The sequence below is a fragment of the Stenotrophomonas maltophilia genome (genome assembly GCF_025642255.1).
In the GTDB taxonomy this organism is placed as follows: domain Bacteria; phylum Pseudomonadota; class Gammaproteobacteria; order Xanthomonadales; family Xanthomonadaceae; genus Stenotrophomonas; species Stenotrophomonas maltophilia_P.
Map to the genome: position 1 here is coordinate 2,392,356 of NZ_CP106759.1, position 13,919 is coordinate 2,406,274.

Below are 13,919 nucleotides of genomic sequence, written 5' to 3' on the forward strand. Positions count from 1 at the left end.
TCTCAGGCTCCCAGTGGGACCAAGCCGGCGCCCGACTGTTCCGCTGCACGCACGCGATACTCGCATGCCTTGTGTGAACCATCTGGCACCTTCGCCTCCCCCACCACACTCGCCGGCCCCAGCCATTCGCGCTGGCTCGCCTTGAATTCCACCTTGCCCGGCGCGCCCAGTTCGATGTTGTCGCCCTCGATCCGCAGGTAGGCCCCGGCCGCCGTCGCCAGCAGATGCTTGCTCGGTGCCGACAGCTGCACGTCCGCTTCGGTGCTGGCGATGCGCACCTGCGTCTTGGCCGCCACGATCACCTGGTTCTTGTGCGCACGCGCACTCACCTTGCCCTGTGCCGCATGCAGCGCGATGCCACGTTCCTGGTTCGGGCTCTCGCCGCTGGGTTCCATGCCGGCGGTGTACAGCACCAGCCCGCCGGCCACGGCCATCGTCAAGGAGCCCTGCGTCATCCAGTTCAGTGCCACGCCGCTGGCCAGCGTGGTATGCGTGCCACTGACCCATACCTGGTCGGCCGGGGTCAGGCTCAGCACGCCGGCCACGCCACTGCCCAGCAGGACCGGCGCACTCCAGCCCGGCGCTTCACCGTCGCCACCGGCAATGCTGCCCGCCGCGCTGCCACTGTGGGTGGCGCGCAGGGTCTCCTGCAGTTCGGTCAGCGTCGTGTCCACCGGCAATTCGTTGGGATCACTCGGAAGCTGTGCCTGCTGGTTGGCCGCCGACTCGGCCAGCTGCTGCAGCAGCTGCTGGCTTTCCTGCAACTGGCTCAGTGCCTGCGGCGCCGCCAGCTGCGGCGTGCCCGGCTCGGTGGTCAGCAGCAGGCCACGGCCGGCGCGCAGTGCACCCTGTGCCTGCGTGGACAGCTCCACACCAAAGCCCCGCTCGCCCTCGCGTACGTTGTCCTGGCCGCCCTTGAGATGGCCCAGGGTCAGGGTGGTCTCGTGCTGGGTGGTGGACAGCTGCGCGCGGCCCTGGCCCGGCGTGTCATCGAAGCGCAGCTGCTGGTAGCCGCCCTGCCCGCCCTGGCTGTCGGCCAGTGCCTGGCTCTTGAAACCGGTATACACCGCGGCGTGATCGTTGCCCTCGAACCATGCCGCCGCATTGCCGGTGGCGTTGGCACCGCCACCGTTGATCTGGTTGTGCTGCGCGTCCTGCTGGCCACGGCCGTTGTACACCGCACCGACCACCACCGGGCGGTCGATGTCGCCCTCCAGGAACGCCACCAGCACTTCCTGGCCACGCCGTGGCAGCACCACGCCGCCCCAGTTGTCGCCCGCCCATGGGGTCATCACCCGCACCCACGTCCAGGCCCCCCCGGTGGCCGGGGCATTGTCGTCCCCACCCGGATGGGCCAGCCCGCTGCTGGCGTTGCCGCCGCGCTGCCACGGGAACTGCACCTTGATGCGGTGGTCGCGGTCGGACAGCAGCGGGTCGCCATCGCTGACCACGATCGCACTGAGCGTGCCGGTGATGGTCGGCCGCGGATGCAGATGCGCGCCATGGCCATCGTCGGTCTGCGGCCGGTAGGTCACTTCGGCCGGGATGGCCACGAAGCGGTTGTCGTAGAAGGCGGTGGAGACCTCACCGGGCGCACGTCCATTGGCCAGGCCCGACAGCGCGCCCGGCAGTGCCGGCGCGGTCACGCTGGACGGACCCAGGGTCTGCTCCAGCGCATCGAATACATCGGCATCGAGGTTGTTGCGCGCCTGGTGCTGCACCGACAGGCACAGGAACTGCGCGTCCTGGCTCACCTGCGGGTGCTGCGACAGGCCGAACCGTGCACCCGGGGCCAGCGTGCGCCACTGGCCGGCACCCTCGATGGTCTGCGCGCGCACGCGCAGCGCATCCAGGTGCTGCTGCGCGCGGCGCTGGCCGCGGGCATTGTCCTGCCAGCCGTAGGGGCCGCAGGTGTCGCGGTCGATGATGCCCAGGTCGTTGGCCTGCCCGCTTTCGGCGCTGGCCTGGCGGCGCTCCAGCGTGCGGTAGTCCCAGGTGGCACGCTGCACCTTGCCCGGACGCCAGCGGTGCGCGGTCGACCACTGCTGCACGCTGTCACTGCGCTCGCTCTCATCGCGCCGATGGAAGCGCACGCTGCCCAGCTCAGCGGTGTCATGGCTGTGATCGGCCAGTACCAGGGTGTGGCTGCCGAAGTCGGCACTGCCAGGGTCACCGGCGTGCTCGAACCAGTAATAGATGCCTTCCTCGGCCAGCAGGCGCTGCAGGAAGGCCAGGTCGCTTTCCTGGTACTGCGTGGTCAGGCTGCGCCGGGCGTACTGGCCGGCATCGGCCAGCGACCAGCGCCAGGCCGGGGCCAGACCACCGTAGTCGGCGAAGATGTCCTCGACGATCTCCACGACCGTCCTGTCGTGGAACACATAGCTGTCCACCCGCTGCGACAGGAACGCCAGCCACGGCTGCAGGCGCAACCGGTAGCGCGCCAGCCCGCCATTGCTGCCCAGCCGCTCGGCGGCGGTGATGCGTCCATGCAAGGGCCGCAGGCTGCCGTCGGCCTGCTGCATCTGCAGCAGCGCGCCCTGCCCGATCAGCGGGCCCAGCGACAGGCCCGCATCCAGCGACAGCGCCGTGATCGTCCACTGGAAACCGATGCCGTCGATCTGTTCGACGCCATCCAGCGTTTCGGCCACCAGCACGTCGCTCCCCAGCGAGGTGTGCAGCCGCAGGAAGCGCTGTGCATGCGATGGGCCGGCCAGCGCTGCCCGCAGGTTGTTTACCAGGTCCATGGTGATTCCCCGACTTCCCGTGCTTCAAGGTGGTCTGCATGCGGCGTGCGCATCGGCTTCCTCCGGTTCCCGCTTCCGCGTGGCCTGCGCCCCTGCGCGGGGCGACAAGCTCACACGATCATCAGGCGGCCTGGACGATTTCTTCCAGCTGCAGGCGGACGCCTTCGCTGATCTTCAGGCGGTAATCGCGTCCACCGGCCGTGATCTGCAGTTCGCGCACGTTGCTCACCAGCTGCGGCTTGCCCACGACCGGGGCATCCATGTGGATGCGCCAGGAACCGCGGCTGATCTGCGCGGCCACGTTGCGGGCATCCTGGCGGGCAGCGGGCACCGCGGTCTCCAGCAGCTCGATCACATGTTCGGGGCGCAGCCGGTTCCAGGCACGCACACGGTCCAGCTCACGGCCAAGGCCGAGTTCCAGGCTGTCACAGTGGTTGAGAGCCGCTTCGCGGTCGAATCCATAGAATTCCATTGCCTTCTCCATTTGCTCAGTGTCAAGACACTTTGTATTTGAAGTCACCCTTCTTGCCGGCGGTGACCTTGATGGCGTTGATCCGGTTCCCCTCGGCCATCGCCGCCAGCACGCTCTCGGCGATTTCCGGCAGCAAGGTTCCATTGAGGATGTGGTCAACGTTGCGGGCACCTGAGTCCACTTCGGTGCAACGCGCAAGCACGGCCTCCACCAGACTGTCGTCCCAGCTGAAGGTGGCCTTGTGGTTGGCAATGACGCGGTCGCGGATGCGACCGAGCTTGAGCGTGATGATCCGCGCAAGCACGTCATCGTTGATCGGGTAGTACGGTACGACCTTGAGGCGGCCGAGGAAGGCCGGCTTGAAGCTGCGCATCAGCACCGGGCGCAGCGCGTCGGCGAGCGCGTCGGCCGCCGGAATCTCCTCGGCCGGCTTGTTCAGGCAGGCCTGCATGATCTGCGAGGAGCCGATGTTGGAAGTCAGGATGATGAGGGTATTGCGGAAGTCGATTTCGCGGCCTTCCGCATCATCCATCACGCCCTTGTCGAACACCTGGAAGAACATCTCCAGCACGTCGGGATGGGCTTTCTCCACCTCGTCAAGCAGCACCACGCTGTAAGGGTTGCGGCGCACGGCTTCGGTCAGCACGCCGCCTTCGCCATAACCGACGTAGCCCGGCGGCGAGCCTTTCAGCCCGGACACGCTGTGCGCTTCCTGGTATTCGCTCATGTTGATGGTGATCAGCTTGCGCTCACCACCATAGAGAATGTCAGCCAACGCCAGCGCGGTCTCGGTCTTGCCGACACCGGAGGGGCCGACGAACATGAAGACACCGCGTGGCTTGTTCGGGTCTTCCAGTTTGGCCGTGGCGGTGCGCACGCGCTGGGCGATCGCATCCAGCGCGTGGTCCTGTCCGATCACGCGCTCGACCAGCAGATTTCCGAGCGTGCGCACGGTACGGATCTCGTCCTTGACCATGCGGCCCAGCGGCACACCGGTCCATGCCGACACGATCTCCGCGACCACGGTTCCGTCAACCTGCAGCGGGACCATCGGCGTCTCGCCCTGCAGCTCGCGCAGCTCGGCCTGCAGTCGCGCCAGTTCAGCATGCTGCGGCGACAGTTCCGGCTTGGCCTTGCCGCGCTTGGCGGCCGGCTTGGCCACGGCGACGTCGCCCTCACCGTCATCGCTGGGCGCTTCGCCATCGGCCGCCTGGGCCTGGCCCTGCTCCATCTGCTGGCGCAGCGCGGCAATGCGGCCTGCCAGTTCGCGCTCGCGGGTGAGGCGCTCCTCATTGCTGGCCAGCACCGCCTGCGCTTCCGCCTGCTGGGCATGCAGCTCGTCCAGGCGCTCGCTATGCTGTGCACTGCCCCCTGCGGTTTCGCGCTGCAGCGCGCTGATTTCCGCCTGCAGGCGATCCAGGTGCTTGCGGGTGTCTTCGATGATCGCAGGCGTGGCGCTCTGTCCAAGCGCGACCTTCGCGCAGGCGGTATCCAGCACGCTGACAGCCTTGTCCGGCAGCTGGCGGCCACTGATGTAACGGTGCGACAGACGCACGGCTTCGGTCACCGCTTCGTCCAGCACGCGGATGTTGAAGTGCGACTCCATCAACCCCACCATGCCGCGCAGCATCGCTGCGGCCAGCACTTCACTGGGCTCTTCAACCTTGACCACCTGGAAGCGGCGGGCCAGCGCCGCGTCCTTCTCGAAGTACTTCTTGTACTCGCTCCAGGTGGTCGCCGCGATCGTGCGAAGCTCACCGCGGGCCAGCGCCGGCTTGAGCAGGTTCGCCGCATCGTTCTGGCCGGCGGTTCCACCGGCGCCGATCATCGTATGCGCTTCATCGATGAACAGGATGATCGGATGCGGGCTCTTCTTGACCTCGTCGATCACGTTCTTCAGGCGGTTCTCGAACTCGCCCTTGACGCTGGCGCCGGCCTGCAGCAGCCCCATGTCCAGCGTGTGCAGCTCGACACCCTGCAGCACCTCCGGCACATCCTTGTCGGCAATGCGCCGGGCGAGCCCTTCGACCACGGCGGTCTTGCCCACGCCGGCTTCGCCGGTGAGGATCGGGTTGTTCTGGCGGCGACGCATCAGGATGTCGATCACCTGGCGGATCTCGCCATCACGGCCGATCACCGGATCGATCTTGCCCTCACGGGCGCGCTGGGTCAGGTTGGTGGTGAACTGGTCCAGCGCAGGCGTCTTGGACAACCCACCCTTGGCCTCGCCGGATACGGCTTCCTCGCCCTCACCGCCCTCTTCCTTCGCCGAGGCATCGGCGAAGCGGACGGTCTGCACCGCCTCCTGCGAGCCCTCGGTGAGCTTGGCGAAGTCGTGCTTGAGCTCTTCGCGCTTGAAACGCACGAACAGCTTCGAGCCACGGTAGGCCAACTGCGCCAGGTCCGGCTCGGTCAGCAGCGCCAGCAGCAGATGGCCGCTACGGATGCGGGTGGTTTCCGAGTCCAGCGAGGCGATCAGCCAGGCGTGCTCGAACAGCTTGGGAATGTGCTGGGAGAACACCGGCGTGCGGCCGTTGCCGGTCTTGAACTGACTGATCTCATCGTTGAGATCACGCTCCAGCGATTCCGGCAGGATGCCGCTGCGACGGGCAATCAACACGAAATCGCTCTGCGGCTGCTCGAGCAGGGCCAGGAACAGATGCTCCAGGTCCACCTCATAGTTGCCGCGCGCCATGCACAGGTTCGCGGCCCGCTCGGCCGCCTGGCGGCAGGTGTCGTCCAGCTTGCTGATCAGGGTCTTGAGGTTGATGCTCATGCGGAAACACGCACTCCTTGCTGGAACCGTTCGAGGACCGCAGGCACGGACGCCTGCGGCGGGTTGTCATTGCAGCGTGTGGATGCCATAGGTGGTGTCCTCACGCGATGTGGTCTGCGCCTGGGTGCACATGTAGCTGTCCCAGCCCAGCCGAGCGCCGCCGCCGCTGCCGAGGGCGCTGCCCTGCACATCCTCGGCGCGCAGCACCAGCCGCACTTCGTACTCGAGAACGCCGCCGGTCAACAACGACAACCACTTGGACAGGGCTTCGGCCGCACTGCCGCCCGGCAGGAAGGCGTCGAACTGATCGCGCCGCAGCGGCCCGATGCGCAGTCGCATGCGCAGGTCTCGCTGCCAGACGCGATCGCCAGCCAGGGCACTCGCCCCCAGCACCGCATTGGCCTGGCCCAGCCGCGTTGCCTGACCGGCGGGCACCCGGTACCACGCGCCGACAAACTGCTCCAGGTGCAACGGCACCTGGAAATAGTCCGACAGGATGCGCTGCATCAGCACGGCCGATACGGGGCGCTGGCGCACGGCACCGGCGTAATAGGCAACGGCCTGATCGAAGATCTCGCCCTCGCCCTCGTGCAGGCGATCGCGCAGCTCGCTCATGCCCATGCCGAGCAGCGAGAGCACCAGCGGCAGGAAGCGCTCGCGGCGATCCAGTTCGTACTGCAGCGCCAGCCGATGCTTCTTCCACGCCGCGTAGTGCAGCGATACGGCGCGTGTGGAGAAGATGTCCAGGAACGCGCGCGCGGTGCGGTCGCGCTGGTACAACTCGCGCAGCTGCAGGGTCTCGGTGTAATGCAGCGGCAATGCGCCAGCGGTGCCCAGCAGGCCCATGAACTGCGGAGTCAGGTGGACCTCGGCCAGTTCCTCGCCGTGCAGCGCCTGCTCGATGGCCTCGCGCCCCTCCAGCCGCTCGCCCTTCAGCGAGTAGACCTCACCCTCCGCGGACAACTCGGTGGCCGGGAAGCCCAGCGACAGCGAGTTGCGGAAGCGCACGCGCATCGGCACGGCCTGGCCGGGCTTGACGCCTTGCCGCTGGAACACCTGCTCAAGCAACCGCACCGCCTGGAAGAACTGGAAGCGGTGGGGCTCGGTGAGCAGCTGCTGGGCTACGCCAGGATCGATTCGCCGCTGCGCGCTGGGCATCGGACGATCTCCTCCCCGCTGTCGCCGGAAACCAGCACCAGACGGGTAAAGCTGTTGGCATGCACGTAAAGTGCGAAGAAGTGGTCCATCACCTGGGCAAAGGCGGCCACACCGGTACCCACGAAGTGGGCTTCATTGATCGTCAGGCGGATCTCCAGGCCACGCACCACCGAAGCGAACTGGCGACCATGCATCCAGGTGGTGGTCGGGGTCTGCTGCAGCTCAAGGATGCCGTCGATCTGGCGAGCGGAAACATTGCTGCCGGACAGGTCGTACAGGCGCAGCATCTCCTTCAGCGCTGGCAGGCCGCTGGCGGTCAGTGACAGCTGGTTCAACGACAGGTGCGAGATCAGGCGCCACTGCGCATTGCGGCCATGGCGGAAACGCAGCGGTTTGGTCGGCTTGCGCAGCAGGCTGATCGCCCTGGCCGGGCTGCCTCCCTCGATGTTCAGGTCACCACCGGCCACACCGAAGGCAAGCTGGTTGGGCAGATCGCGGTTGCTGCAGGTCAGCTCCAGGCTGACCGTGTCGGTCTGCGGAAGCACCGGATTGAATGACAGGTCAACGAAGCTGATCTCCGTCTCGAATCCGGGGCTCTGCCGTGCGACATCCTCATCACGACGTGCCACCCAGTACTGACCGGTCCGCTCCGGATCTTCACCGTGATGCAGCGAGTAGAACGGACGGAAGGCCTGGATCAGTTCGCCCTGCGGTGTCTGCCGGATGCGGTGCACCGAGTCGATCGAGTGCACCTCGTAGGCGAAGGCGCGACGCGCGTCGGCCAGCACCGGATAGTTGACCGTGCGATGGGTGACGCGGATCGGCTCGCCACTGGTCCTGAACAGGTTGACGATGGGGGTGCAGCCCAGGCGCACGTTGTGCGTTCCCAGCTCCTCCAGCACCATCGTGTTGCCCCGGTCCTGGCCCTGCGCATGCAGCACCAGGTGAAGCGTGAAACGACGACTGGCGCCGGCGGTCACTGTGGGCAGGTGCAGATCGACGAATCCGAACTTCTCCGGATAGGCGAACAGCTCGGTCAGCAGCCGGTACGCCGGATGCGAGCGCGCCGGGAAGTCGATCAGCGCCTCATCCTCGGCAAAGCCCACCGGGCTCAGCGGGACCTTTTCCAGGCGTCGCCAGCGGCCATCGCCATCGGATTCGACATAGGCCGCCTTTACCCCGAGCATCAGCGCATCGCGCAGAGCGGCCCGCACCGACGGCTCGCCATCCAGGAACAGGCGAAGCTGATCGGTGCCCAGCTGGCCGAAGCCGAGCTGATCGGACAGCAACTGGAAGCCCAGCGAGATCTGGCCGCCGGTGCCCGCCGGCAGCGTCGTGGCCATCGGTGCATCGGCGACACTGCGGTAGACCACCTGCTGTACCCCGATCGGTGCCAGGACCACGTCGTAGGCGGTGCGGAAATCACACGGAACGCCACGCACGGGGCGGCTCTGCAGGGCGGTACCGCGGGGTACGCGCACCGGCGCGCTCAGTTTGGAGGCTACCCCTTCCATGTCGAAGTGGGCGATCGAGCACGACGGGAACGGGCGCAGGTAATGTGGATAGAGCACATCCAGCAGCGCGTCGGTGAACTCGGGATAGTCGTCCTCGATGCGCTTGGAAACGCGGGCACTGAGCAGCGCGAACGCTTCGATCAGCCGCTCGACATGCGGGTCCTGGCTGCCCTCCGCGGACAGTTGCAGGCGGCCGGCAATCTTCGGGTAACGCTCGGCGAACTCGCGTCCGTAACGACGGAGATAGGCCAGTTCGCGTTCGTAATAAGGAAGCAGGTCCTGCATCAGGCGGCCTGCGTGCGACGTGCGCGGGTGACCTGGTACTGCAGGGTCGAGGGCTGCAGCATCGCGTCGAAGCTGACCGGCTCGCGCGCCGGTTCCAGATCCAACAGCGCATGGATGGTGAAGTGCAGGCCGCCGGCAAACTGATTGCCGGCGTCCAGGTGCACGTTGACGTTGCGGAGCCGGCGCTCGTGTCGCGCCACGGCCTGCTCCAGGGAGCGGCAGATGGCGGCGCGATCATAGGCGTTGGCCAGGCTCATCGCGGAGAAATCGGCCAGCCCGTAGGTCAGCAGCGACTGCCGGCAGTTGGGGAACTCCTTCATGTCGCCTTCCTGGAACGCGGCGCGCGAATTCAGCAGCCCTTCCAGGTCACGGGCAATGGATTCCTTGTACTGCTCCAGCGAGACGGACTTGAATACCGGCCCGGCGCCCGGCTGCTTGGGGGCGTCGTCGAACAGTTTTTCCAGCAGGCTGGGTTCGAGTCCCTTCATTGGTCGATCCACTCAGGTTCGGCATCCGTGCGGGCGGCAGCGGTGCGGCAGAGACAGGGCCGTTCCTGGCCCTGCCCGACGATCAGACTGCGATGGCGCACGAGGCGCCATCGCAGTGACACAACATCACACGGTGTAGTTCGGGATGTTCTTGGTTGCGCTCCACTGCGCCACGGTCTTGCCACCAACGCCGCCTTCCGGCTTCTGCTGCTGGTAAGTCCACTTGATGGCGCCGAAGCTCAGCTGAACAACTTCCTGCGGCATGCCTTCCTTGTCCACCGTCGTGGTGACGCGGTGGACCAGCACGTTCAGCAGCTCGACCGTGTAGTAATTGATCGCGTTGCCGTCCTTGTCGGCGCGCATGAACTGGATCTGCGCCTTCGGGAAGGTGGTGCCGTTGGAGGCGGCCTGGTTCAGGGCCGTGGAGGCGAGGTCGATCGACTTGGTGATTTCGATCGGGGACAGGTTCACGCGGGCAGCGGTGGTGCCGCCGGAGGTCGACGCGGTGGCCGAACGCGGCTGCAACAGGTCCTGCGAGAACGACTGGATTTCAATCCAGTCCTTGTGCTTGTCGTCGTGCGACTCGCCCTTGATGGTGTCAATCGAGAGGAAAGCGTGCTGCATATCTGGTCTCCTAAATTCCGTTCTTCCGTGAGATTTGATGTGCCAGGCGGGGGCCTGGCGGTTAAGGGGGGCTGCGCCCTCTTGAAATAAGCGTCACTGCAATCCGGGGAGCGGACTCCCCTGGACGCTTCAGTTACAGCAAACCGTTACGACTTTTTCGCGGACGCCGGCAGTTCGGCGACCAGACGCAACGAAACAGACAGCTCATCGAGCTGGAAATGCGGCCTGATGAAGGCCACCGCGCGGTAGACACCAGGCTTGCCCGGCACCTCCGAAACCTGCACAGATGCCTCGCGCAACGGGAACTGGGCCTTGGCTTCCTGCGATGCGTTGTCGTCCAGCAGCACGTACTGGGCGATCCACCGGTTCAGGAATTCCTCGACGTTGCCCGCCGATGCGAAGCTGCCGATCTTCTCGCGCATCATCGCCTTGAGGTAATGGGCGATGCGCGACACCGCGAAAATGTACTGCAGCTGGGCAGACAGGATCGCGTTGGCGTTGGCCGAATCGGTGTTGTACTTCTTCGGCTTCTGTGCCGACTGTGCGCCGAAGAACGCGGCGTAGTCGGTGTTCTTGCAGTGCACCAGCGGCATGAAGCCGAGGTCACTGAGTTCCTTTTCACGACGGTCGGTGATGGCCACTTCCGTCGGGCACTTCAGCGCGACTTCGCCATCATCGGTGCGGAAGGTATGGGTCGGCAGGTCCTCGACCAGGCCGCCACCTTCCACGCCACGGATTGCCGCGCACCAGCCGAAGTTCTCGAAGGCCTGGGTCAGGCGCGCACCCATCGCATAGGCGGTGTTGCACCACAGGAACTTGCTGTGGTCGGCCGCTTCGATCTCCTCGACGAAGTTGAAGCCTTCGACGGTGGTGCCATCCTTCGGGTTGTACGGCAGACGGCCGAGGAAGCGCGGCATGGTCAGACCGACATAGCGGCTGTCCTCACTCTCGCGGAACGACTTCCACTTCGCGTACTCGACCGTGTCGAACACCTTGGCCAGGTCGCGCGGCTTGCCCAGATCGGTGAAGGTTTCCAGGCCGAACATGCCTTCACTCGCTGCCGAAATGAACGGCGCGTGCGCGGCGGCAGCCACGTGCGACATCTGCTCGATGAAGTACATGTCCTCCGGCTGGCGGCCGAGGAAGTAGTCGCCGATCAGTGCGCCGAACGGCGCGCCACCGAAGGTGCCGAACTCTTCTTCGTAGACCTTCTTGAACAGCGCGCTCTGGTCGAAGTCGATGGCCGACTTGAAATCCTTGACCAGATCCTTCTGCGGCGAATTGAAGACCTTGATCTTCATGTTCGGGCCGGTGGAGGTCTGCTGGCACAGGTAATGCAGGCCTCGCCAGCTGCCTTCCAGCTTCTGGAACGGTTCGGCATGCATGACGGCGCTGAGCTGCTCGGAGATGATCCGGTCGATCTCGGCGATGCGCGCATCGAGGGTGAGGTTGAGGTTGTCGGAGACGACCACGGTGCCGTCCAGGACTTCCTTCGCCAGCGCGGCGATGATGTCCTTGGCGCGGTCATGCTCGGTCTTCGACTTGGCGACCTTGCTCTTCTCGACGATCTGGTCGAGCAGGCCGACGTCTTCGGCAACGGCGGCCTGCGTGGCCAACGGGCTGGCTTCGGCTGACATCGGTCAGTCCTCCTTGGTCACGCCGAGCTTCTTCAGCTGCTCGGTGTTGTTGAGCACATCGGTCAGCAGGTCTTCCAGCTTCTCGTTGCCGGCCAGCTTGTTGCGCAGGTCGGCGAGCTTGGTGCGCGACTCGAGCAGGCGCCGCAAGGGCTCGATCTGCTGGACCACCGCCTCGGGACGGAAGTCATCGATGGAGTTGAACTTCAGCTCGACGCCAAATTCGCCGCCTTCGTCGCTGATCTTGTTCGGCACGCGATAGACCGCACGCGGGGCGATGCCTTCCATCACTTCGTCGAAGTTGTCCATGTCGACGCTGACGAACTTGCGATCCTTGACCTTGGGCAGCGGCTGCTCCGGGTTGCCGCTGAAATCGCCCATCACGCCGACCACGAACGGCAGTTCCTTCTGCTCGATCGCGTCACCCTTCTCGACATCGTAGGTGAGCTGGACGCGCGGCGGGCGGATCTTCTGCAGCCGCTTCTGGATGCTTTCCTTCTTGGCCATGTGTGTCTCCTGACTGGGGCCGGGTCCGGATCAGTTGCCGATGTTCTGGAACGGATCGGAGTTGTTCGAGCGGGCAGCGGGCTTGGCCGGCTGTGCAGCGGGCTGTGCGGCAGCGGCGGGCGCGGCGGCACGGCCGGCACGGGCGCGGCTGCGCGGCTTCGGCTTGGGCGCCGGATCGAGAATGGCATCACCCATGGTGTTGCGCAGGGTGGTAGCCAGGGTCTGCGCTTCCTTGCGGGCAGTATCGGAAGCCAGCGCGCCGCGCCCCTGCAGGCGGGTCAGCGACTGGTTGGCAATGCGGAAACCGGCCACCGTGATCACGCCATCGGCGACCAGATCGCTGGGATCGCGCTGCAGCACTTCCTCGGCAGCCACAATGGCGCGGGCATACTGGCCCTGGTCGAACTGCAGCTGAGCGATGCGCACCCACGGCTCCTTGCGCGTCGGATCGGCCTTCGCCGCTTCCTCGAATGCGCTGATGGCGGCATCCGCGCCACCGGTGGTGACCTGTGCTTCGGCATTGCTCAGCGTCGTTTCGAACGGCACGACCTCGGCCTTCTTCGGTGCCGATGAGCAGGCCGCCAGGCCCGACAGCAACATCAGCGCGAACATCGGCCGGTAGACAGCCTTCCCCATTGCCTTCACTTCCATAGTGATCCCTCGTCGAAATTAGTTCCTAAAGGAAGCCGAATCGCCGCCGATACACCGCACGGGATTCCTGCCCCTGTCGGCGGCAGTGTACATTCGCGAATACGCATCGGTATAGTGAATTTCGTCAAGAATGTGGCGGTTTTGATAGACACATTCTTCACATTCCAATGTGATATCCGCGAGCGAAATCCGTTGCATACGTGACTTTCACCCCGCCCTTCGAGCCCGCCGACTCCAGATGAATGCGCAACTCTCCTCATTTCGCCGCGTGATATCCGTCACGATTTTCTCCTTCATTGTTTCGGGTTCCCTTGCCGGTTGCGCCAGCGACAGCAAGCTCGGGAAAGCGATGGACAAGACGCTGCAGGCCGTCGGCATCCGCGAGGAAAAGCCGAAAGCGCCACCGACCGTCCCATTGCGCCTGTATGCCGGCACCAACCTCAATGCCGGCAACGACAAGCGGGCGAGCGCGGCGGTGGTCAAGGTCTACCACCTGCGCAGCCTGCAACGGTTCGAACAGGCGCCCTTCAACGCATTCCTGGACCAGGCCGGAGAGCAGGCCGCCCTCGGTGCCGACCTGCTGTCGGTCAATGAGGTGGTGCTGACCCCCGGGGCCCGGCAGGAATTGTCCGAGCAGCTGAGTGAAGGAAGTGCAGTGCTGGGCGTGGTCGCCCTGTTCCGCGCCCCCGCCGAGAACCGCTGGCGGCTCGCGTTCGACACCAAGGGCAAGACCCTGCCGCAGGACGGTGTGACCATCGGTGTCCACGCCTGTGCCCTGACCAGCGACAGCAAGGCCCTGCTCACACGACTTTCCGGCGATCCGGGCAGTCTTGCCTCGATCCGCTGTGCAGGCGCGAAATAGGACCGCGTCGGAATTCTGGCACTCAAATTGCCGCAATGCGATAGTATCTTCCGCGCAACGTTTGCCCCGCCGCAATCAATGTGCGATGTGATTCACACTTTCACATTGCAAGGCAGGGCCTTCGCCGCAGCGGAACGCGAGGACGGCGGAACCGGCCCCCAAGGGGCAACCTTTCAAGGTATTTCCAAGGATTGAATGTGGCTT

At 65.5% G+C, this 13,919-nt stretch carries 11 protein-coding genes; 1 reads left to right on the forward strand and 10 read right to left on the reverse strand.

The window, feature by feature from the left end; all coding sequences use genetic code 11:
• Positions 1-2: 2 nt before the first annotated feature.
• The 10 genes from N8888_RS10905 to N8888_RS10950 form a co-directional block, all read right to left on the reverse strand.
• Positions 3-2,744, reverse strand: coding sequence for a type VI secretion system Vgr family protein (locus N8888_RS10905; protein ID WP_263174685.1), 2,742 nt, complete (start codon positions 2,742-2,744; stop codon positions 3-5).
• 121 nt (positions 2,745-2,865) lie between these two features.
• Entirely contained in the window at positions 2,866-3,216 is a 351-nt protein-coding gene (locus N8888_RS10910; protein WP_053520392.1) for a hypothetical protein, read from the reverse strand.
• Between the two features lie 22 nt (positions 3,217-3,238).
• A complete protein-coding gene (tssH, locus tag N8888_RS10915) occupies positions 3,239-5,992 on the reverse strand; it encodes a type VI secretion system ATPase TssH (RefSeq protein ID WP_128988016.1) in 2,754 nt (917 codons plus the stop codon).
• A gap of 66 nt (positions 5,993-6,058) precedes the next feature.
• Positions 6,059-7,150 (reverse strand): type VI secretion system baseplate subunit TssG, encoded by a 1,092-nt coding sequence (gene tssG, locus N8888_RS10920; RefSeq protein ID WP_053520394.1) that lies wholly within the window; start codon positions 7,148-7,150, stop codon positions 6,059-6,061.
• A complete protein-coding gene (tssF, locus tag N8888_RS10925; protein ID WP_111185959.1) occupies positions 7,114-8,949 on the reverse strand; it encodes a type VI secretion system baseplate subunit TssF in 1,836 nt (611 codons plus the stop codon). The genes tssG and tssF overlap by 37 nt, the downstream gene beginning before the upstream one ends.
• A complete protein-coding gene (gene tssE, locus N8888_RS10930; RefSeq protein ID WP_057496761.1) occupies positions 8,949-9,437 on the reverse strand; it encodes a type VI secretion system baseplate subunit TssE in 489 nt (162 codons plus the stop codon). Before tssE ends, tssF begins: the two co-directional genes overlap by 1 nt.
• Positions 9,438-9,563: 126 nt before the next feature.
• A complete protein-coding gene (locus N8888_RS10935) occupies positions 9,564-10,061 on the reverse strand; it encodes an Hcp family type VI secretion system effector (RefSeq protein ID WP_006465355.1) in 498 nt (165 codons plus the stop codon).
• Between the two features lie 146 nt (positions 10,062-10,207).
• On the reverse strand, positions 10,208-11,698 hold the full coding sequence (gene tssC, locus N8888_RS10940) for a type VI secretion system contractile sheath large subunit (RefSeq protein ID WP_053517619.1): 1,491 nt from the start codon (positions 11,696-11,698) through the stop codon (positions 10,208-10,210).
• 3 nt (positions 11,699-11,701) lie between these two features.
• Positions 11,702-12,202, reverse strand: a complete 501-nt coding sequence (gene tssB, locus N8888_RS10945; RefSeq protein WP_053517620.1) for a type VI secretion system contractile sheath small subunit — start codon at positions 12,200-12,202, stop codon at positions 11,702-11,704.
• 30 nt (positions 12,203-12,232) lie between these two features.
• Entirely contained in the window at positions 12,233-12,853 is a 621-nt protein-coding gene (locus N8888_RS10950) for a tetratricopeptide repeat protein (protein ID WP_180877009.1), read from the reverse strand.
• Between the two features lie 349 nt (positions 12,854-13,202).
• Between N8888_RS10950 and tssJ the strand changes: the two genes are divergently transcribed.
• Complete coding sequence (tssJ, locus tag N8888_RS10955) at positions 13,203-13,715, forward strand: type VI secretion system lipoprotein TssJ (RefSeq protein ID WP_229765827.1); 513 nt, start codon at positions 13,203-13,205, stop codon at positions 13,713-13,715.
• Positions 13,716-13,919: the final 204 nt, after the last annotated feature.

Bases quoted from the DNA above. Each gene is read 5' to 3' on its own strand.
- N8888_RS10905 (WP_263174685.1), bottom strand. From the start codon at position 2,744: ATGGACCTGGTAAACAACCTGCGGGCAGCGCTGGCCGGCCCATCGCAT.
- N8888_RS10910 (WP_053520392.1), bottom strand. From the start codon at position 3,216: ATGGAATTCTATGGATTCGACCGCGAAGCGGCTCTCAACCACTGTGAC.
- tssH (WP_128988016.1), bottom strand. From the start codon at position 5,992: ATGAGCATCAACCTCAAGACCCTGATCAGCAAGCTGGACGACACCTGC.
- tssG (WP_053520394.1), bottom strand. From the start codon at position 7,150: ATGCCCAGCGCGCAGCGGCGAATCGATCCTGGCGTAGCCCAGCAGCTG.
- tssF (WP_111185959.1), bottom strand. From the start codon at position 8,949: ATGCAGGACCTGCTTCCTTATTACGAACGCGAACTGGCCTATCTCCGT.
- tssE (WP_057496761.1), bottom strand. From the start codon at position 9,437: ATGAAGGGACTCGAACCCAGCCTGCTGGAAAAACTGTTCGACGACGCC.
- N8888_RS10935 (WP_006465355.1), bottom strand. From the start codon at position 10,061: ATGCAGCACGCTTTCCTCTCGATTGACACCATCAAGGGCGAGTCGCAC.
- tssC (WP_053517619.1), bottom strand. From the start codon at position 11,698: ATGTCAGCCGAAGCCAGCCCGTTGGCCACGCAGGCCGCCGTTGCCGAA.
- tssB (WP_053517620.1), bottom strand. From the start codon at position 12,202: ATGGCCAAGAAGGAAAGCATCCAGAAGCGGCTGCAGAAGATCCGCCCG.
- N8888_RS10950 (WP_180877009.1), bottom strand. From the start codon at position 12,853: ATGGAAGTGAAGGCAATGGGGAAGGCTGTCTACCGGCCGATGTTCGCG.
- tssJ (WP_229765827.1), top strand. From the start codon at position 13,203: ATGGACAAGACGCTGCAGGCCGTCGGCATCCGCGAGGAAAAGCCGAAA.